Origin of the sequence: Bacillus sp. EAC (assembly GCF_002156875.1) — a bacterium.
Classification (GTDB): Bacteria; Bacillota; Bacilli; order Bacillales; family Bacillaceae_G; genus Gottfriedia.
This window is the reverse complement of the sequence record NZ_NCSY01000004.1, coordinates 304,318-323,680: the sequence shown is the minus strand read 5'-3', so window position 1 is coordinate 323,680 and position 19,363 is coordinate 304,318. Positions and strand designations below refer to the sequence as shown.

General features: G+C 31.5%; 19 protein-coding genes. 8 read left to right on the top strand and 11 right to left on the bottom strand.

The features are described from left to right. From B7R65_RS09110 to B7R65_RS09090, 5 genes are all read left to right on the top strand, one after another. Entirely contained in the window at nucleotides 1–1,086 is a 1,086-nt protein-coding gene (locus B7R65_RS09110) for a YheC/YheD family endospore coat-associated protein (RefSeq protein WP_088042449.1), read from the top strand. After that, on the top strand, nucleotides 1,086–2,441 hold the full coding sequence (locus tag B7R65_RS09105) for a YheC/YheD family endospore coat-associated protein (protein ID WP_256941231.1): 1,356 nt from the start codon (nucleotides 1,086–1,088) through the stop codon (nucleotides 2,439–2,441). The genes B7R65_RS09110 and B7R65_RS09105 overlap by 1 nt, the downstream gene beginning before the upstream one ends. Next, entirely contained in the window at nucleotides 2,438–3,616 is a 1,179-nt protein-coding gene (locus tag B7R65_RS09100; RefSeq protein ID WP_088042448.1) for a YheC/YheD family endospore coat-associated protein, read from the top strand. Before B7R65_RS09105 ends, B7R65_RS09100 begins: the two co-directional genes overlap by 4 nt. Nucleotides 3,617–3,693: 77 nt before the next feature. Further along, on the top strand, nucleotides 3,694–4,611 hold the full coding sequence (locus B7R65_RS09095; RefSeq protein WP_088042447.1) for a PucR family transcriptional regulator: 918 nt from the start codon (nucleotides 3,694–3,696) through the stop codon (nucleotides 4,609–4,611). A gap of 138 nt (nucleotides 4,612–4,749) precedes the next feature. Continuing rightward, on the top strand, nucleotides 4,750–5,847 hold the full coding sequence (locus B7R65_RS09090) for an ABC transporter ATP-binding protein (RefSeq protein ID WP_088042446.1): 1,098 nt from the start codon (nucleotides 4,750–4,752) through the stop codon (nucleotides 5,845–5,847). Nucleotides 5,848–5,945: 98 nt separating this feature from the next. Here the strand turns inward: B7R65_RS09090 and B7R65_RS09085 are convergent, their stop codons facing one another. From B7R65_RS09085 to B7R65_RS09045, 9 genes are all read right to left on the bottom strand, one after another. Next, entirely contained in the window at nucleotides 5,946–6,197 is a 252-nt protein-coding gene (locus B7R65_RS09085) for a hypothetical protein (protein ID WP_088042445.1), read from the bottom strand. Nucleotides 6,198–6,278: 81 nt separating this feature from the next. Then, on the bottom strand, nucleotides 6,279–6,479 hold the full coding sequence (locus tag B7R65_RS09080; protein WP_088042444.1) for an alpha/beta-type small acid-soluble spore protein: 201 nt from the start codon (nucleotides 6,477–6,479) through the stop codon (nucleotides 6,279–6,281). A gap of 147 nt (nucleotides 6,480–6,626) precedes the next feature. After that, the gene (locus B7R65_RS09075) at nucleotides 6,627–7,361 is read right to left on the bottom strand and encodes an amino acid ABC transporter ATP-binding protein (protein ID WP_088042443.1); all 735 of its coding nucleotides are present in this window, start codon (nucleotides 7,359–7,361) and stop codon (nucleotides 6,627–6,629) included. Between the two features lie 15 nt (nucleotides 7,362–7,376). Next, entirely contained in the window at nucleotides 7,377–8,072 is a 696-nt protein-coding gene (locus B7R65_RS09070; protein ID WP_088042442.1) for an amino acid ABC transporter permease, read from the bottom strand. Beyond that, nucleotides 8,059–8,859: an amino acid ABC transporter substrate-binding protein gene (locus B7R65_RS09065; RefSeq protein WP_373419562.1), complete on the bottom strand. Its 801-nt coding sequence runs from the start codon at nucleotides 8,857–8,859 to the stop codon at nucleotides 8,059–8,061. Before B7R65_RS09065 ends, B7R65_RS09070 begins: the two co-directional genes overlap by 14 nt. Before the next feature lie 152 nt (nucleotides 8,860–9,011). Then, nucleotides 9,012–9,857 (bottom strand): hemolysin family protein, encoded by an 846-nt coding sequence (locus B7R65_RS09060; protein ID WP_142288230.1) that lies wholly within the window; start codon nucleotides 9,855–9,857, stop codon nucleotides 9,012–9,014. Nucleotides 9,858–10,218: 361 nt separating this feature from the next. Then, nucleotides 10,219–10,893: an oxidoreductase gene (locus B7R65_RS09055; protein ID WP_088042439.1), complete on the bottom strand. Its 675-nt coding sequence runs from the start codon at nucleotides 10,891–10,893 to the stop codon at nucleotides 10,219–10,221. 378 nt (nucleotides 10,894–11,271) lie between these two features. Further along, a complete protein-coding gene (locus B7R65_RS09050) occupies nucleotides 11,272–12,591 on the bottom strand; it encodes a hemolysin family protein (protein ID WP_088042438.1) in 1,320 nt (439 codons plus the stop codon). A gap of 186 nt (nucleotides 12,592–12,777) precedes the next feature. After that, nucleotides 12,778–13,194, bottom strand: coding sequence for a MerR family transcriptional regulator (locus B7R65_RS09045; RefSeq protein ID WP_179194821.1), 417 nt, complete (start codon nucleotides 13,192–13,194; stop codon nucleotides 12,778–12,780). A gap of 172 nt (nucleotides 13,195–13,366) precedes the next feature. Here B7R65_RS09045 and B7R65_RS09040 point away from each other — a divergent pair, with 172 nt between their 5' ends. Further along, nucleotides 13,367–14,287: an aminoglycoside phosphotransferase family protein gene (locus B7R65_RS09040; RefSeq protein ID WP_179194820.1), complete on the top strand. Its 921-nt coding sequence runs from the start codon at nucleotides 13,367–13,369 to the stop codon at nucleotides 14,285–14,287. Between the two features lie 24 nt (nucleotides 14,288–14,311). Here B7R65_RS09040 and B7R65_RS09035 read toward each other — a convergent pair whose 3' ends face one another. Further along, the gene (locus tag B7R65_RS09035; protein WP_088042435.1) at nucleotides 14,312–15,538 is read right to left on the bottom strand and encodes a Tle-like phospholipase domain-containing protein; all 1,227 of its coding nucleotides are present in this window, start codon (nucleotides 15,536–15,538) and stop codon (nucleotides 14,312–14,314) included. 354 nt (nucleotides 15,539–15,892) lie between these two features. On the opposite strand from B7R65_RS09035, the gene serC reads away from it, so the two are divergent. Both serC and B7R65_RS09025 read left to right on the top strand, forming a co-directional pair. Then, on the top strand, nucleotides 15,893–16,987 hold the full coding sequence (serC, locus tag B7R65_RS09030) for a 3-phosphoserine/phosphohydroxythreonine transaminase (RefSeq protein WP_088042434.1): 1,095 nt from the start codon (nucleotides 15,893–15,895) through the stop codon (nucleotides 16,985–16,987). Continuing rightward, nucleotides 16,984–18,144: a phosphoglycerate dehydrogenase gene (locus B7R65_RS09025; RefSeq protein ID WP_088042433.1), complete on the top strand. Its 1,161-nt coding sequence runs from the start codon at nucleotides 16,984–16,986 to the stop codon at nucleotides 18,142–18,144. Before serC ends, B7R65_RS09025 begins: the two co-directional genes overlap by 4 nt. 81 nt (nucleotides 18,145–18,225) lie before the next feature. On the opposite strand, the gene B7R65_RS09020 is transcribed toward B7R65_RS09025, so the two are convergent. After that, nucleotides 18,226–19,302, bottom strand: a complete 1,077-nt coding sequence (locus B7R65_RS09020) for a CapA family protein (protein ID WP_142288228.1) — start codon at nucleotides 19,300–19,302, stop codon at nucleotides 18,226–18,228. Nucleotides 19,303–19,363 lie beyond the last annotated feature (61 nt).

Sequence of the window (19,363 nt, the reverse complement as noted above, 5' to 3'; positions counted from 1 at the left end):
ATGAGAATAGGATATTTATCTCTTAAAGAAAGACAGGAAGGTGAATACGTACAACATATGGCTAAAGAAGCTAGTAAACTTGGTTATGAGTTTGTTCAATTTACACCTTTTAGTATTCAACCTTCGACTGAGGAAATTATTGGATGGAAATATATTCCTGATACAGAGCAATGGGAGAAAACATCTTTTGAAATTCCAAATTATATTTATGATCGCTGTTTTTACTCTCCAAGTATTAAAAGTAAGCAAGCAAAACCAATTGTAGATTGGTTAAAAAAACGAAAAGATATTACTTTTTTAGGTTATGGACTACCTGGAAAATGGGAAACTTATCAAGCTATTTCGACTGAAGAAAGTCTGAATCCATATATTCCTAAAACTAAAAAATTATTGCATTTGGCTGTATTTTTTGAAGAACTGAGAAAAACTAGAAAATTAGTGATCAAACCAATTCACGGTTCGCGAGGTATTAATATTTACTTTATTACACTAAATGCGTACTCGATTAGCGTTTCAACTCAAAAAAATAAAGAAGTAGTTGAAACAATTTTTGAAACAAGAGACGAATTTTTTGAATGGCTTCAACCAATTGTTGAATCGAAAGGTTACCTTTATCAAAGTTATTTAGACCTTAAGACAAAATCACATGAAGCTTTTGACTTAAGGGTGCTATTACAAAAAAATGAAAAAGGTGAATGGTACACAGTTGGTAAGGGTATTCGAATTGGGCAACCAAATTCGATTATTTCTAATCTAAGTGCAGGAAGTAATGTTCAGTTATTCGATGAATGGATTACTCAATTTAGTCAAAGAACTGCCTTAATTATTCAAGATGAAATTGATACGATTTGCAAAAAGTTACCTTTAGTTTTAGAGAAAAGTTTCTTGCCTCTTTTTGAAATTGGTCTAGATATCGGAATTGATTCAAATCAAGCTGTTTGGATTTTAGATATTAATTCTAAGCCTGGTAGAAAAGTTCTTTTACAGACTAACCCATCTATCCAAAATAAACTTTATTCCGCTCCAATTCAATATTGTCTTCACCTACAATCTAAATCTAAAAGCGAAAGAAGTGAAATCAAATAATGAGGGAAGCTGTTAAAATCGTTACACATCGACAGAGTAAAGATTTAGTCTGTATACCAGAAGAATTAGCTTCAACGAGACTGATTGAGTATATTGCTTTTGGCCAAAAAAAATACCCATGTCAATTCGTTACGATGAATACACTTCATAACGTCATCTCCATTTCAGAAAAGCTAAGTGAAATGTTAAATATTCCTTTCGAAGGAAATATAGAACCACTCATTATTGGCGATACCCTTCACTTAGGACCTTTAGTTGGAATTTTTACTGCAGGTTTTACCGAATCACTATTAAGACCTATTGGGGATCGTAGCTTTATGTTTGCTAACTTAATGGCTGAAAACAGTCATCAAAATAGTTTTATTTATTTGTTTGGCGTACATGGTATTGATTGGGAAAATGAAACAATTCAAGGTTACTTCTTCACAAATAAAAGGTGGATTAAAGAAGTTGTTCCCTTTCCTTCAGTTATATATAATCGATTACCAAACCGAAAAATTGAACAACATAAATCGATAAAACGTGTTCGTGATCGTTTAGAAGAAGAATATAAAATCCCTTGGTTTAACCCTGGATTTTTCAATAAATGGGATTTGTATCTCAAACTAAAAAACGAAAAAACAATTGCACATTATCTTCCTAAAACGAAGAAGTTTATCAATTTTGATACAATTGAAGAATTGCTTTCAGCCTATCAATTTGTTTATGTTAAGCCTGAAAACGGCAGTCTTGGTTCAAAAGTAATTTTGATTCGTTATCATCGCGAAGAAGAAATGTACTATTGTAGATATCGTGAAGATGATATAAATAAGCTACAAAAATTTTCTTCAATCCACACGTTAATAAATCATGTTTTTCGCAGAATGAAATTGCAAGATTTTATTGTCCAACAAGGAATTCCTTTAATCCGCTTTGAACATCAGCCTGTAGACTTCCGGGTGCATACAAATAAAGATTCTTCAGGGAAGTGGCAGGTTACAGTTATTGCCGCTAAAGTTGCTGGAAAAGGAAGTACAACTACTCATATTAACAATGGTGGTCGTGTTAAAACAATTGAAGAAGTATTTGATCAAGATAAGGCGAAACGAATTAATGATAAGTTATCTGTAGCCGCATTAAAAATCAGTGATGTCTTAGATAAGCAGTTAGATGGATATATAGGTGAGATTGGATTTGATTTTGGCGTTGATAAAAATGAAGACGTCTGGTTATTCGAAGCGAATTCCAAACCAGGTCGTTCTATCTTTTCAAATCCTAACTTCCGAGAAAACGATAAGCATATAAAAAAACTTTTTCTTGAATACGCTACTCACCTAACTAAAGAAACAACAAAAGCTGAGGTTTCAATGAAATGACCTCAGTTTTTTACCATCTAGATTCAAATTCATGGTCACATGACAATCATTCTATAATTGCCACACTTGGCCATAATCGCCTATCAATTCATCCAATATCGAAAGAGCAAGAAATGAACTTTATTTCATTCAATGTCAAAAATAATCATACTCATTTAGGTCCAATTGTTGGTCTATTAACTAATGAAGATCGCTCACCATTTAGTGGAAATATTAAAACATTTAAACGAATATGTAAAAAAGTATTACAAAATGGTGGAATTCCAGTCATTCTAACACCGTCAAGATTCTCAGGCAACTCGATTAAATGCTATACATTCTGTTTTAAGGCAAAGAAATGGATCGAACTATATTCTCCATTACCTGATGTCATTTATAACAGGATCCCTACAGTTGAATTTGAATCAAATGAGATCTATAAAAATTTTCGAAAAATGATTTCACAGCTGAAAATTCCATTTTTTAATGAATCCTATCTTTCAAAAATTCAAACCACATCCATACTTTCATCAAACGAATTTCTTTTGAAATATATCCCAGAAACTATCACTTTAACGTCTGCTGAAGACCTAGCTCATTATTTAAGAAAATGGAAAAGTCTATATATAAAGAAGCATAATTCATCAAGAGGCTTTGGTGTTTTCAGACTTAAATTATTAAAACAGAATCTGGTGTTAATTCGAAATGCATTTCATGTTGAAGTGACAAAAGAGATTAATGATTGCTGGAAATTTATAAATTCATTAAATGAGGCGTATATTTGTCAGAGGGCTATTCGTAGTGAATTACCTGATGGAAGAAAATTTGATTTACGTATTCTCGCTCATAAAAGTGAGAATCAATATATTTTATCTGGTGTAGGTGTTAGAGTTGGATCATTAAATGGGATCACAACACATGTCCCTCGAGGTGGAAGTATTATTCCATTAGAAGAACTTCCTGTAGAGTTAGATTATCAATTATTAAAAGAAATCGTACAAAATACTGGAGAAGCTTTAAATAAAAACGAAGCTAATTTTTATGAGTTCTCGATGGATATTGGTCTTCAAAATAATCACTATTATATTTTTGAAATCAACTCTAAACCGATGGTATTTGATGAAACTGCTATAAAGGAACAAGGACTAGAAAATTTAATTCGACTTTTTTATGAACTTTCAAATTTTAAACCGTAGTTGGAACTACGGTTTCTTTTTAATTATGAATAAAAATGATAAAATAAATGTAAGAATGTCGTGAAAGGTTTAAGGATATGATCGATAAAATTGCAATTTTATTTGGTAAAGATTCTATTTCAATCTCCCCTCAAAAAAATACATATATGGATTACACTTGGTTTCTTAGTGAATCTCAAGAGGTTTTTGGGATTAAAAACAGCAGAATGTCAAATGAACAAAAGAGCTTATTATCAGGTATTTTCACGAAACTAGAATTAGATACTTTACTCTTTCCAACCGCCCATAATAACTGGAATGAATACTTATTTAATCAAAATGGAAAAAATCCGTTCGATCTTGAAGATGAAAGTAAACTTCCAGTATCTGTGCGTTTTATTCATTTTTATAGTAATCAACTTTTTACGAATAAGGCTGAATATGAAGAAGCCTTACATGCGTTTTTCCATAAAGAAGTGCTGATTATTTGGTCCTCATCTAAAGAAGGTGTCATTATTGAAAAAATAGATGATCAGCCGCTACATCATTCTTTCTTGGAACATATGCAAGAAATTATTGCAGCAGATTTGTACCATGATGTTAGTTTTTTTGTTGGTAAGCATTATAACCCATTGTCCGATTTGCATTTGTACTATGACATTGAACATCAATGTTTTCTAAAAGCGATTAAATTAAAAAAACAAAATAAAGTTCTATGGTTTTCAAAAGAAATGATTAATTACATACTTTCTTTTTTACCTATTGAATTACAGAATGAATTACCTAAGTTATTTTTAAATAATATGAAATTAGAAGATACCATCCTTTCTACTGTTAAAATTTACTTACAAAATAATATGAATGTGACTGCTACCTCGAAACAAGCTTTTTTACACCGAAATACAGTTCAATATAGACTAGATAAATTTACTGAACAAACTGGTATCGATTTAAAGCATTTTGAAGATGGTCTTGTTGTATATTTAGCCGTTCGCCTATTAGAAATTATAGAATAATAATCAATTTAAGCTCCCTTTGTGCAAATTGTACAAGAGGGGTGCTTTTTTTTGTAAACGTTTACTATTGTTCGGCTTCATCATTATGGGTACAATCTATGTAATGAAACCGATTTCACTATTTAGGAGGAATTTAAAATGGCAGAATTAAAATTAGACCATATTTTTAAAATTTATGATAATAATGTTACAGCAGTTGAAGATTTCAATCTTCATATTCAAGATAAAGAATTTATCGTTTTCGTAGGTCCATCAGGATGTGGTAAATCAACTACACTTCGTATGATTGCTGGATTAGAAGATATTTCAAAAGGTGATTTCTATATTGATGGCAAACGTGTCAATGATGTTCAACCAAAAGATCGTGATATCGCAATGGTATTCCAAAACTATGCATTATATCCTCATATGACAGTTTATGATAATATGGCATTCGGCTTAAAATTACGTAAATTTGAAAAAGCTGAAATCGATCGTCGTGTAAAAGATGCTGCTCGTATTTTAGGTCTTGAACAATATTTAGATCGTAAGCCAAAAGCTTTATCAGGTGGTCAGCGCCAACGTGTTGCATTAGGACGTGCTATTGTGCGTGATGCAAAAGTATTCTTAATGGATGAGCCATTATCTAACTTAGATGCAAAATTACGTGTAGCAATGAGATCTGAGATTTCAAAATTACACCAACGTCTTCAAACGACAACAATCTATGTTACACATGATCAAACAGAAGCAATGACAATGGCAACACGATTAGTTGTAATGAGGGATGGAATCATCCAACAAGTAGGAACGCCTAAAGAAGTTTATGACAGACCAGAAAATGTATTCGTAGGTGGATTTATCGGATCTCCTGCAATGAACTTTGTGACTGGTAAACTTGAAGATGGATTCTTTAGCTTAGGAAACAAAAAAATTGTAGTTCCAGAAGGAAAAATGAAAACATTAAGAGATAACGGATATGTAGGAAAAGAAGTTATTATCGGAATTCGTCCTGAGGACTTACATGACGAGCCTGTATTCTTAGAAGCTTCTCAAGGTACAATTCTTGATTTAGAGATTGAAGTTGCTGAGCTTTTAGGTGCAGAATCAATGTTATATACTAACTTTGATGGACATCAATTAGTTGCTCGTTTAGATGCACGTTCAACATTCACTCATGGCCAAATTATAAAGTTAGCATTAGATATGAACAAAGTACATTTCTTCGATAAAGAAACTGAGTCACGTATTCGATAATTAAATTTTTTATAAAATTGGCTCTGTTAGTGGAAATCAACAATCTTTTTTAACAGAACCATAAAATTAAACGCAGTACCATTCAATTGGTACTGCGTTTAATTTATTTTATTTATTATTTTTAATAGTCCTTCATTACAATCTGGACAATTAAACATATGTGTACAGTATTGATTTGAGTTTTCAGTTGTTAATCCATCCGACTTTGCAGAAATATCGTAGTCTAAATAAGGGCTATATTTATCCTCATAGTCGATTGCTCTTCCTTTATCCTCACATACATTTTCGCAAACAGGACAAATTACTTTATATTGTTCAATGCCATTACAAAGCGGACAAATACCTTCCATTTCACTTACTCACTTTCACTATGTACTATTTATTTCATTAAGAAGGGATGGAGAAAGATCTCCATCCCAATATCCATATTATTATTTTGAATATCCACCTAAACTTTGTTCAGCCATTTGAACTAAGCGTTTAGTGATTTCTCCACCTACAGAACCATTAGCGCGAGCTGTAGAATCTGGACCTAATGTTACTCCAAACTCAGAAGCAATTTCATACTTCATTGAATCTAAAGCTTGTTGTGCACCTGCTACTACTAAGCTGTTGTTAGTGTTGTTTGCCATGTGTCTCACCTCCTTAAGTAGTGTAATGATAGTATGACTCCAAACCATTAACATATGTATGTTAAGACAATGTAAATTTTGGAAATAAAAATTTAATCACTTTATGGACAATAAAAAAAGTACTAGATGGTTATCTAGTACTTAAACTTACTGTATTAACTGTAAAAACTGTTTTGTACGGGCTTGTTTTGGATTTACTAACACTTCACTTGGATGACCTTGTTCAACAATATAACCGCCATCCATGAATATCACTTCATCTGCTACATCACGTGCAAATTTCATCTCGTGGGTAACTACAATCATTGTCATTCCTTCTTCAGCTAATTCCTTCATAACTTTTAATACTTCCTGAACAAGCTCAGGATCTAAAGCAGAAGTTGGCTCATCGAATAATATGACTGTTGGTTCTAAAGCTAATGCTCTAGCAATACCTACACGTTGTTGTTGACCACCAGATAACTGATGAGGTAATAAATTTATTTTATCTTCTAGCCCTACTTTAATTAGTAATTCAGTTGCTTTCTTTTTAGCTACGTCTTTTTTAATCTTTTGGACAGTCACTAATCCTTCCATTACATTCTCAAGTGCTGTTAAATGTGGAAATAAGTGATGCTGTTGAAATACCATACCTGTTTTACTTCTTAATGAAATAATTTCTTTTTTAGACACTTTATTAGCAAAATCAATTGTTTGATCGTTTATCGTAATTTTCCCATCAGATGGTTGCTCTAAAACATTAATGCATCTTAAAAATGTAGTTTTCCCTGATCCCGAAGGTCCAATTATTGCAGTTACAGTACCTTTGTTCACATTTAAACTAACATCTTTTAGTACTTCTAATTCTCCAAAGCTTTTCTTAATATTTTCTAATTTAATCATTTATTTCTTCCCCCACTATTTTGCAACATATCGTTCTACTCGAGCTTCTAGTCGCCCTTGAATTACTGATAGGAAGAAGCAGATTATCCAGTAGATTAACGCGGCTTCTGAATACACAACTAAAAATTTATAATTCATTGCAGCAATTTCTTGAGCAGTTCTAAACATTTCAGTTACTAAAATTAATGAGGCTAATGAAGTATCTTTTACTAAACTAATAAATGTATTAGATAATGGTGGTAAAGAAACTCTAGCAGCTTGAGGAATTATGATTCGTTTTAATGTTTGATTATATGACATGCCAATTGAATAAGCAGCTTCCCACTGCCCTTTATCAATTGATTGAATTGACCCTCTAATGATTTCTGAAGCATACGCTCCTACACTTAATGAAAAACCAATAATTGCAGAAATATATGGTGAAATTGTTAATCCAATTGTAGGTAATCCGTAGAAAATGATAAATAACTGAACTAATAATGGCGTACCTCGTACGATTGAAACATAAACTCTAGCTAATCCATTTAAGAATTTATTACCTGACAGACGGAATAATGCGGTAATAAAAGCCAACACAAGTCCAAGAATGAACGTAATGATGGTTAAAGGAATAGTTCCTGTTAAAGCAGTTTTAACCATTGGAAGGAATGAATCCTTCACAATGGTTAATGTGTTACTCCAATCTGCATTTAAAATATTACTTAAGACCATCTTTACCAAACCATTTTTCAACTATTTGATCATAAGTTCCGTCTTTTTTCATTTCATCTAAAGCTTTATCCACCGCTTTTACTAATGAATCATCGTCTTTACGGAACATTAAACCACTATCAGATGCATCGTTTTCTAAAGCAGCTATTTTAACTTTTGTATCGCCTGTTTCATTTAAATAGTTTTGAATTGATAATTTATCATTGACCGTTACATCTGCACGCCCTGTTTCAATTAATTGAATTGCTTGACTGAATCCTTCAACACCAAGTAATTTGGCACCATATTTTTTAGCTATGTCACCATAATTACTTGTTAAAGATTGTGCCGCTGTTAATCCTTTAATATCTTCAAAGCCTTTTACTTTTTTATCATCGCTTTTAATGACTAAAGCAGCTGAAGATGTGATATATGGTTGTGAGAAATAGTATTTCTTTTCTCTATCCGGTTTAATGCCTACCTCATTTGCGATCATATCAAAACGTTTTGAATCTAATCCAGCAAAAATTGCATCCCATTGCGTTTCAAAGTATTTCGGTTTTACACCTAAACGTTTTGCAACTTCATTTGCTATATCAACATCAAATCCTGTTAATTTCCCACTCTTATCATGAAATGTGAATGGTGCATAAGTACCTTCAGTACCGATTTTTAATTCACCACTATCTTTAACCTGAGTTAATAAATTTTTCCCTTTTGTATTATCTTCTTTTTTATTTGCATTGCAGCCTGCCATAAAACCTGCTGCAAGTACTAGTGATCCTAAAGCTAAACCAATTTTCTTAATTTTCATTTTTTAATCTCCCTTAACCTTATCGGAATTGTTTGTATTAAATATATTTCATGTGTTACAAAATTACAATAAAAAAATCTTATATTTTATTATTTTTATTTTTGAGTGTTTTAATTCTTAGTTTACAAAATGAATAAACCCGATTCCTAAGAACCGAGTTTACTTTGGAAATTCCGGTTATTTATTTTTACGATTACACTCTGTATTCTTCTATTTTGTACTTCATTAATTATGAAAGTTAAATTGTTATATTGAACTGATTCCCCAGTGTTTGGGACATGTTTAAAACATTCAAATAACCATCCGCCTAATGTTAAATATCGGCTGTTAGGATTTTTCATTTTAAACTTATGAAAAAAACTCGATAAAGAAATTGCAGCTTGAAAATGGAACTCATTCTCGTTGATTTGAATAAAATCTTTTTCTAAATCATCAAACTCATCCCGGATGTCACCAACGAGTTCTTCTAAAATATCTTCAAGTGTAACAATCCCTGAAGTCCCGCCAAACTCATCTACTACAACTGCTAAATGTGCATTTTCTTTTTGAAGTATTGCTAAAACTGTTGATATTTTCATCGTCTCAATCACAAAAATCGGTTTTCGTAAGATTTCTTTAATATTAACTGTTTGATAATGCAGTAAATGATTTAAAAACTCTTTCTCTGAAATGACACCTACAATATGATCGATATCTTGTTCATATACGGGAATTCTGGAATAACGCTCTTCTAAAAAAATTTTACGGATTTGATCGACTTTTTCATTTAATTCGATTGCGATAACTTTTGTACGGGGTGTAAGAATATCATTAATGATTTTTTCTTTAAACGAGATTGATCTTAAAAAAAACTCATCCTCACATTTTTCTGTATCAGCTTGAACAATGTAGTTTTGAATTGTTTGATTAATTTCATTTTCTTGTCTATTAAATAGTCGTTTAAAAAAATGAAAAAAATATAATAAAACATTACCCGAGGGATCTTCTGACAAGCAATTCACACCCCTATTTTTAATTTTTGAAGCTCAAAATGTCGACAATCCTTTACAAATATTTAATTAATATGTATTCATTACAGGAAAATTTATGCAAAAAAAATCCTCTTACTTTTGATTATAGAAGAGGAAAAATTGAGGTATACCACGAAACAATTAAAATAAAAAAGATTGAATTAGTCGCATGCTAATTAGGAATTTGAAAGCTATCTTCTAAATTCACACTAGAATTAGACAAAAAAGTTAGTCTGCTTAAATCAATCTTATAATTCTATAATATACCAATTTTAATGTAACTAATTAATTGAATGTTAACGTTTTGTGAAATAGTTCACGAATGGTAATTTCAAAATTCATATCAATTTTCTTGGTAATTAATAGACATGCTTTCTATTTTATTCGACTCTATAATTTGTGTACCATGCAAGTCACTAGTCGCACAAATTATCATTGTCTTAGCAACATTTATCGCATTAATTGGTCGATACTTTATAAATGGTCCTGAGAATAAGAATGGCATTACACTTGATAGTTTTTCAGCAAATTTTTCACCGAATCTAAATTGCTGACGATCTCCAAGCAATAAAGAAGGTCGGAAAATGAATAAACCTTTAAACTTTATTTTCAAAACATCTCTTTCAACTTCGCCTTTTACTTTATTGTAAAAAATATTTGACTGACTATTGGCCCCCAATGAACTTATCATTAAGAAATTCTGTACAGATACTTCACTAGCAATTTGTGCCGCTTTTAACGTGTAGTCATAATCAACTTCTCTGAATTTTTCTTTTGTTTTTGCTATTTTTATTGTTGTACCTAAGCAACTAAAAACATCATTTACATAAAAAAAACTCTTATATTCCTCTAAATTTTGAAAATTTATTACAACTTCTTCCAGCTTTTCATGATAAATACCGATGCTTTTTCGGACAAGGATCGTAACTTTTTCATACTCATTATTTTGCAGTAGAAGTTTTACAACATACCTCCCGATTAGACCTGTTGCTCCAATCACTAATGCTTTTCTCTTCATCCTTCTCACCTTCACTATTCAGTTTATTTGTTAGACCTATACCTTACTATTAGCTCATTATTTCCTGCTTCATTTCAAATCCTGTGAAAGTAGCGGGAAGATAGAGACCCCGCAGGCATCAAAAAGGTAGGCATGCTAATACCACGACGTCCTGTCATAACGCATGCATGACCCACGTCGTGTGGGCCGAGGAGGCTCAAGCTAACGCACCACATAAAAGGAGCATCCCGAAGTGGAAATCAACTAACATACTCTCAAATAGCAATAATGAGTAAGAAAAGAGCCTTTAAAAAATGGTCCAATTAAAAATTTATAAAATATGTAAGAACTAACTAAAAAAGGACTAAAGACTTATGCCTTTAATCCTCTTGATTGTTTTTATGAACTTACGCTCTGTACTAAATCATTAATTTTTTTGATTTCTACTAATTTTACTTGATGTGAATCTAATTCAACAACTTTAAACTCATAATCCTCAAATAAAATTGATTGACCTTGTTGTATATCATGATTTTGAGTTAACATCCATCCACCGATTGTATCAACATCATCTTCTTCAACATAAAGTCCAAATAAATCATTGATTTCAGTGATCAAGACTTTACCGTCAACGATTTTATGTGATTCGGTAATATGTTGAACTGCTGGCTTCTCATCATCATCATATTCATCACGTATTTCACCAACGATTTCTTCAAGAATATCTTCCATCGTTAATAAGCCCGCTGTTCCACCATACTCATCATAAAGAATAGCAAGTGGAATACGTTTCTTTTGCATTAAAAGCAATAAATCATGGATAGCAATCGTTTCAATTACTTGAATAACCGGTCTTGTATAACTTGTTAATTCGTATGAGCTATCAACTTTTCCATCTAAGTAACGAATAAAAAAGTCTTTAACATTTACCATACCAATAATTTCATCTTTATCTTCACCAAATACTGGATAACGTGTATATTTCTCACTTTTTATTGTTTCAATTTGATCCTCGATTGGATCTTCGGCATATAATCCAATAATTTCAGTACGTGGGACCATAATTTCTTTAGCAAGTCGGTTATCGAACTCAAAAATATTATTTAAATATTTATATTCAGCCTGATTAATTTCTCCACTTTCAAAGCTTTCTGATAAAATAATTCGCAATTCTTCTTCAGTATGAACTTCATCCGACTCAGATGCCGGCTTAATTCCAAATAATCCTGTAAAAAATCTTGCAGAACTATTTAAAGCCCAAATAAATGGGTATGCTATTTTATAGAAAACGATTAACGGAGCAGAAAGCATTAATGTTATTGTTTCAGCTTTTTGAATGGCAACCGTTTTTGGGGCTAACTCACCTATAACAACGTGAATAAATGTTACTAGAGCAAATGACAGAATAAACGAAATTGATGTTCCAACTGTCCCGCTCAATCCTAGATAATCCACAACTGGATGGATAATATGCTCAAAAGTAGGTTCCCCTAAAACCCCTAAACCTAATGCAGTAACAGTAATACCTAATTGACAAGCTGATAGATATTCATCCAAACTCGCCGTAACCTTTTTAGCAGCAATCGCACCTCTTTTTTTCTCTGATACTAGTTGATCAATTCTACTTGATCGAATCTTCACTATTGCAAACTCTGCTGCAACGAAAAATGCTGTAAGTGCGATTAAAACTGCAATCAAAAACAAGTTAACTATGTCCAATGACGAACCCGAGTATATTACTCGAGTATTCACCTCCTGAGAATTTCAATCTTCAAAAATAGAAAATTATTATTTACTTAAAACTATTAATAGATTACCATATTTTAGTAAAAAATTCATTTTTCCAAACTTACAAAATTAAAGAATGGATCGACGAAGTATTCTAAGTTTAGCATTTTAGAGTACTTATTTTACAAAATATTTTAGTGTCTGATAAAGCGGAGAAGTATGATGTGATAAAGTATGAACTAACGCATCTTTTTCACATTCACTCATATCTGCAATGACAGGAACTAATTGAGCTAATTTAGCTTCTAACTCAACAATTTGATTCGAAATAACTTGTATCTGTTCAAAAACACAACTTTTTTGATTATAATTATTTTGTAATAAATTTTTTATCTCATCTAAGGATATTCTCATTTTCTTACATTGTTCAATGAACCGTAGGGTTGCAATTGCCTCTGAGGAATAATATCGATAGTTTGACTCCGAACGTTTCGCTTCCAATAACCCTAATTTTGTATAATAATCAATTGTTCTTTTTGAAACTTGTGCTATTTCAGCTAACTCGCCAATTCGATACTCGATCCCAAGTGACAACCCCCTCTCAAAATATAATACTACTATTATATAATTTAGAAACTATACAGTCAAACGTTCCACTTTTGTCACAAAATGGGCATTTTCCCTATTTCATTTTCGTTATGAATTTTTGTATTACTTAAAAAGTATGTATCATCAGATGACTATATTCCAAACAGGAGGACTCCAGATGAGATTAAATGAACAAGTGATTCAAAAAATCCCTTTACTTAATTCAGCTAATTCTTTCACACAAATCAAAAAAGGATTTTCGTTTGAAGAAAAATGGAAAGTTAAAATTAATACTGATGAGGAATTTTTTCTGAAAATTTATGATTCTAATCGTATTGATCATGCCAAATTAGTTTTTACATATCTTGAACATTTTTATCAAATAGGCTCTATTGTCCCTAAACCAATCCAACTAATTGAGTTACCCGAAGAAAAAATTGCAATACAAATTGTTGAATCTGTTAATGGCGTAGATGGTGAGGAATACTTACATACTATTCCTAAAGAACAACAGTACACATTAGGCTACCAAGCAGGAAAAGAATTATGGAAGCTACATACTTTATCTAATCCAAATGAGGAACAAACATGGGAAGAATATCGACTTACAAAATACAATAAATACTTAGATTTATTAAATGAATCTTCTATTTCATTTAAAGAAATTGACTATATTACCCAATTTGTAGATGAGTATAAATATCTTTTAAAAGGACGACCAATCAGACTCCTCCATGATGATTTTCATCCTTCAAATTTAATGTTTAACGAATGTAAACTAACTGCTGTTATCGATTTTGACCGGTTTGAATGGGGAGATCCTTATCATGATTTTCACAAAACGGCTCTATTTACTAAGGAAATTAGTATTCCCTTTGCGATCGGACAAATAGATGGTTATTTCAAAAATGAACCACCTGAGGAATTTTGGATCTATTATGCATTATATGCTGCGATGATCATACCATCTGATATTATTTGGTCATATAAAACGACACCACATTTAATTGATTCAATGTGGCATCGAGTAAAAAGCATTTTAGTAGACCATGATAATTTTAAGCAAATCAAACCAAAGTGGTATAAAAAAGAAGAGTAGCTTGTAAAAATACAAGCTACTCTCTCAATTTTTTACTGAATAAATAATTTTCTTTGTTTTTTCATCTTTCACAATCCGTTTGCTATTTAATTTTGCAAATTTAATTGCTTCTTTAGTAGAAGTGAAAATATCTAATTTATCTTTTCCAAAATAAACACTGTATCTGAAGGAAGTATTTGTTTTAAAATAGACATTCTTATTTGTTTTCAAGTCGATTACCCTTCTACCAGCCTGACCATTTGCATAAGCATCAGAACTCTTTCGGTCAAAGAATGAATAGAGAAATTTTTGATGAAAATAAACCGCATATTTACTTTCCCAAATAACTTTAGCTTGCTTACTATTATCTTTTATGGCTGTTTTAACGTTCTTACTTGCCAATTCTTTAGCGCTATTAAAATTGTAAAACGAATTTAGTAGTTTATTATTTTGGTAAACTGAATAAGTTTTTTTAATGAATGAATAAAATCGAATAAGCCTATGTTTTTCAGTACTATCATAATTCCCATTAATACTAAGAGGTGAGGAACCTAAATTTGTAATAGAATAAATCTTATCATATTGATCAACTATTTCCCCATCGATAAAGAAGTTTTCATTGCCACTTATAAAAGATTCGTAGTTTGATTTTTTTGCATTCGTTACGACTCCTAACGAATTAAAGGTTACAACCTCCTTACTTTGTAAATTAAGGGCAATTTTTACATGTTGAGCTAAATGTCCACCTAGTGAATGTCCTGTTAAAACGACATTACTATTATCTTTGTTTTTATCTAAATAACTTTTTGTAAATGTTACTGCTTCTTCATCTTGTGGATGATACACTAATCCTGTTAATTGAGTTTGGTCAGTACCAATTTTACTTAAAGCTTCTTGATTGTCTACCCAATCTTTATCTGTCATAGAACCGCCTGAACCTTTATAAGCAATGATTACTTCGTTTTTCAATTGACTCGTATTTTTTAGAATAATTGCTTCGAAGCCTACATTTACAGAGCCACCATTTTTAGAAACTTCTACAATGGCCCAATCGCCTATTGCATCTTTTATTTGTGTGCTCACTCCTGATATGTCTTTAACTTTTTTACCTTTACTTTTATAAACATTATCTACATAAGCTAAATCAGATGCATATAATTCTTTATATTTCTCATTTAACAATTGATCATTTGTAATCTCACTTGCTTCTGCAAGTGGAATTACTTGAAACACTAATATAAAACTAAATACGATACCAATTATTTTTTTCAAAACTTCCTCCTGTATATCTCATTTTATTTGATCTTAACTTAATCATATTTCTGCATTTCCTAAATGTTTCCTGCTTTCATTATTTAAAAAAATTTCACTTTACGCCTCTGTTAAATATCAACATTAAAATTTAGCAGTACGAATTTTATATCAATTTTAGGTTTTTTACTAAAAAAATTGTTGTTTTTAAAGCGAGCAACCTGGAGTGGAAATTCACGAATTACTTTTTTAATAGGAACAAAGATTACGAAAACAACTTAATTTTATTTGAATTTAACTCTTCTTTTATTGACCAAAGATTAGTCGTAGTTTAAAGTAAGAATATTAAAAAAATTATAGAAAAGGATGATAAGTATGGAGCGAGTATTTAATTTCTCTGCTGGCCCTTCTGTCTTACCAGTTCCAGTATTAGAGAAGGTTCAAAAGGAACTGATTTCTTATGGAAATGCAGGAATGTCAGTAATGGAAATGAGTCATCGTTCAAAAGAATTTGAAACAATTATTGGCAAATGTGAGGGTTTACTTCGCGAACTTTTAGAAATCCCTTCAAACTATAAGGTTTTGTTTTTACAAGGTGGAGCCTCTACTCAATTTTCAATGGTACCTTTAAATTTATTAAATCGTTTTAAAAAAGCCGCATTTATTAATACTGGAAGTTGGTCTAAGAAAGCTATTTCAGAGGCTAAAAAATATGGTGAAGTGCAAATAATCGCTTCCTCCGAAGATAAAAATTTCTCCTATATTCCTAATTTCGAAGAGTTAGAGATTGATCAACAAATTGATTTTCTACATATCACAACAAATAACACAATCGAAGGTACAAAATTTTCTTCGTTCCCAACAACAAATGCTCCATTAGTCGCTGATTTTTCTTCAAATATTCTTTCCGAACCAATTGATATCTCACAATTTGGCGTCATTTATGCGGGTGCCCAAAAAAATATTGGTCCAGCTGGTTTAACCATTGTTATTATACGAGAAGACCTAGTTGGTTTAGCTAATTCCAGTTGTCCGACGATGCTAGATTATAAAACACATACAGATTCTTCTTCACTGTATAATACACCTCCTACATTCAGTATTTATGTTTCAATGCTAGTACTAGAATGGATTAAAGAACAAGGTGGATTATCGAATATCTACAAAAATAACCTTTTAAAAGCACAATTATTATATGACTTTATCGACCGCTCAGAAATGTTTTCTTCTCCAGTCGAAAAAGATAGTAGATCTATCATGAATATTCCATTTACTGCGACTTCTGATGCCCTAAATAAACTGTTTCTGGCAGAAGCAAATGAGAATGGTTTTGTAAACTTGGAAGGACATCGATCTGTCGGTGGAATGAGAGCAAGCATTTATAATGCCATGCCGATTGAGGGCGTGAGGAAACTAGTTCAATTTATGAATCAATTTGAGACGAAAAATTTAAAGGAGTTCGTAAAATGATTAAAATTCAAACTTTAAATAATATCGCTAAAAATGGAATTAATGAGTTTTCTGATAAAAAATATTCAATTCAAACTAACATTAATGACCCGGATGGAATTTTATTAAGAAGTTATAGTATGCATAAAATGGTCATCCCAGCTAGTGTAAAAGCAATTGCAAGAGCAGGTTCTGGCGTAAATAACATACCAATTGATGAATGCACTTCAAGAGGAATTGTTGTCTTTAATACGCCGGGTGCTAATGCGAATGCTGTTAAAGAGCTGGTTTTAACTAGTTTACTATTATCTTCACGTCGTATTATTGAGGGAGTAGAATGGACCCGCTCTTTATTTGGAGAAAAAAACATTTCAAATATTGTGGAATCAGGTAAAAAAGAATTTGCAGGTGTAGAGATCGCTGGAAAAAAATTAGGTATTATTGGTTTGGGCGCTATAGGTGCACTTGTAGCAAATGATGCTTTGGCACTTGATATGGAAGTATATGGTTATGACCCTTATATTTCAGTTGATACAGCTTGGCGTTTATCTAGGAATGTACAGCGAATTGATAATTTAGAACAAATATTTTCTACATGCGATTATATTACGATTCATGTACCACTAACGAAAGACACAAATAAGTTTGTAAACGAAAAGTTATTATCTTTAATGAAAAAAGGCTCAAGATTATTTAACTTCTCTCGTGGAGAATTAGTTGATGAATTTGCGCTTGAACACGCACTTAATAATGGTACAGTTGGAGTATATGTGACTGATTTTCCAAACGAAAATGTAATTGGTCTGAAAAATGTCATCCCTATTCCTCACTTAGGGGCTTCTACTATTGAATCAGAAGAAAACTGTGCAAGAATGGCCGCAAAGCAATTAAAAAATTACTTAGAAACAGGTAACATAAAAAACTCTGTTAACTTCCCTAATGTAGAATTACCATTTACGGGTAAAAAGCGTATTACGATTTCACATAAAAATATCCCAAACATGGTTGGACAGATTACAGGCTTACTAGCAAAATACGCAGTCAATATTGCTGACATGTTAAACCGTAGTAAAGGTTCTTATGCATATACGATGATCGACTTGGATGAAACGATTAATGAACAAGTAGAACAGTTACTTACCGAAATTGATGGGGTCATCTCTGTAAGAGTAATTTAATAAATATAAATCAACAATCTTTTTTATCAGAGCCTAAATAAAAAAAGCGGTAGTTCCTTTTAAATGAACTACCGCTTTTAATTATTTATATAATAATGTTCCGTTCGTTGTGAACTTTGTATTATATGATATTTTGCTTAGTTTTTTGATTATTGTTTGATTGTAATTAGCATTAACTGTACGTGGAATGCCGTTATTAATTTTTAAAGGTATAATAGAACTTTTTACTTTATTGTTTTGTAGAGTCAATCTAACAATCATACTTTCCTGTCCTTTTGGATCATTTGAGCCATCAAATATAAAGTTACCTAAACTATAATAGATCGGTGCTCCTTTATAAATTTCTGTTCCCATTAAAGTATGACTATGTCCCCCTACTACTGCATCAACACCTGCATCAATAAACTGTTTCCCTAGTTTTCTAGCATAATCCTCTGGATAATCTTTTCTTTCTTTATTCCAATGTATCATAATAATCGTGTAATCCGATTTTTTAACAGCATATTTCACATATTGCATCATCGGATTAGTCGTATATGCTGATGCAATCCCTGCTTTATTCGAACCTGCAAACCATGATGATTCTGGTAAAACATGGCTCAAACCAAGTATAGCAATCTTCTTTCCATTTATCGTACGATATTGCGCTGTAAAAGCTTCTTTACTGTTTTTACCAGCACCTACTGTACCTATTTGTTCTTTTTTCGCATAATTCAACGTATCCATAAGAGCATCTTTTCCATAATCAAGAGAATGATTGTTTGCTAAAGAGACAATATCAATACCTGAATTCTTGATCCCCTTGACGACTGATGGATTTGCTCTAAATCTAAATTGCTTATCTTCAGCTTTTCCTCGATTTGAAATACTTGTTTCCAAATTAACAACGGTTAAATCTGATTTTTTAAAGTATGGACTAACATATTTGAATGGATAATCAACACCATATTTTTTTATTTGATAGTTAATTTTCCCTTCAAACATCATATCACCCGCGAGCGTTACCGTGATTGGCTTATTAGTGTTTTGCGCAGCATTTACTTTATTATTAATCTTTAAATTTCCTAAACTTATATTATTTAACATCATCATAGAAGATGTTAATAGTATAGTAGTTAAACTACTAATCAAAAGTTTTGTTATTTTTTTATTCCCCAATGAGATTCTCCTCTCTCCTCTAGAATAACTTGTACACTAATCATATCATTATAAAAAAAAA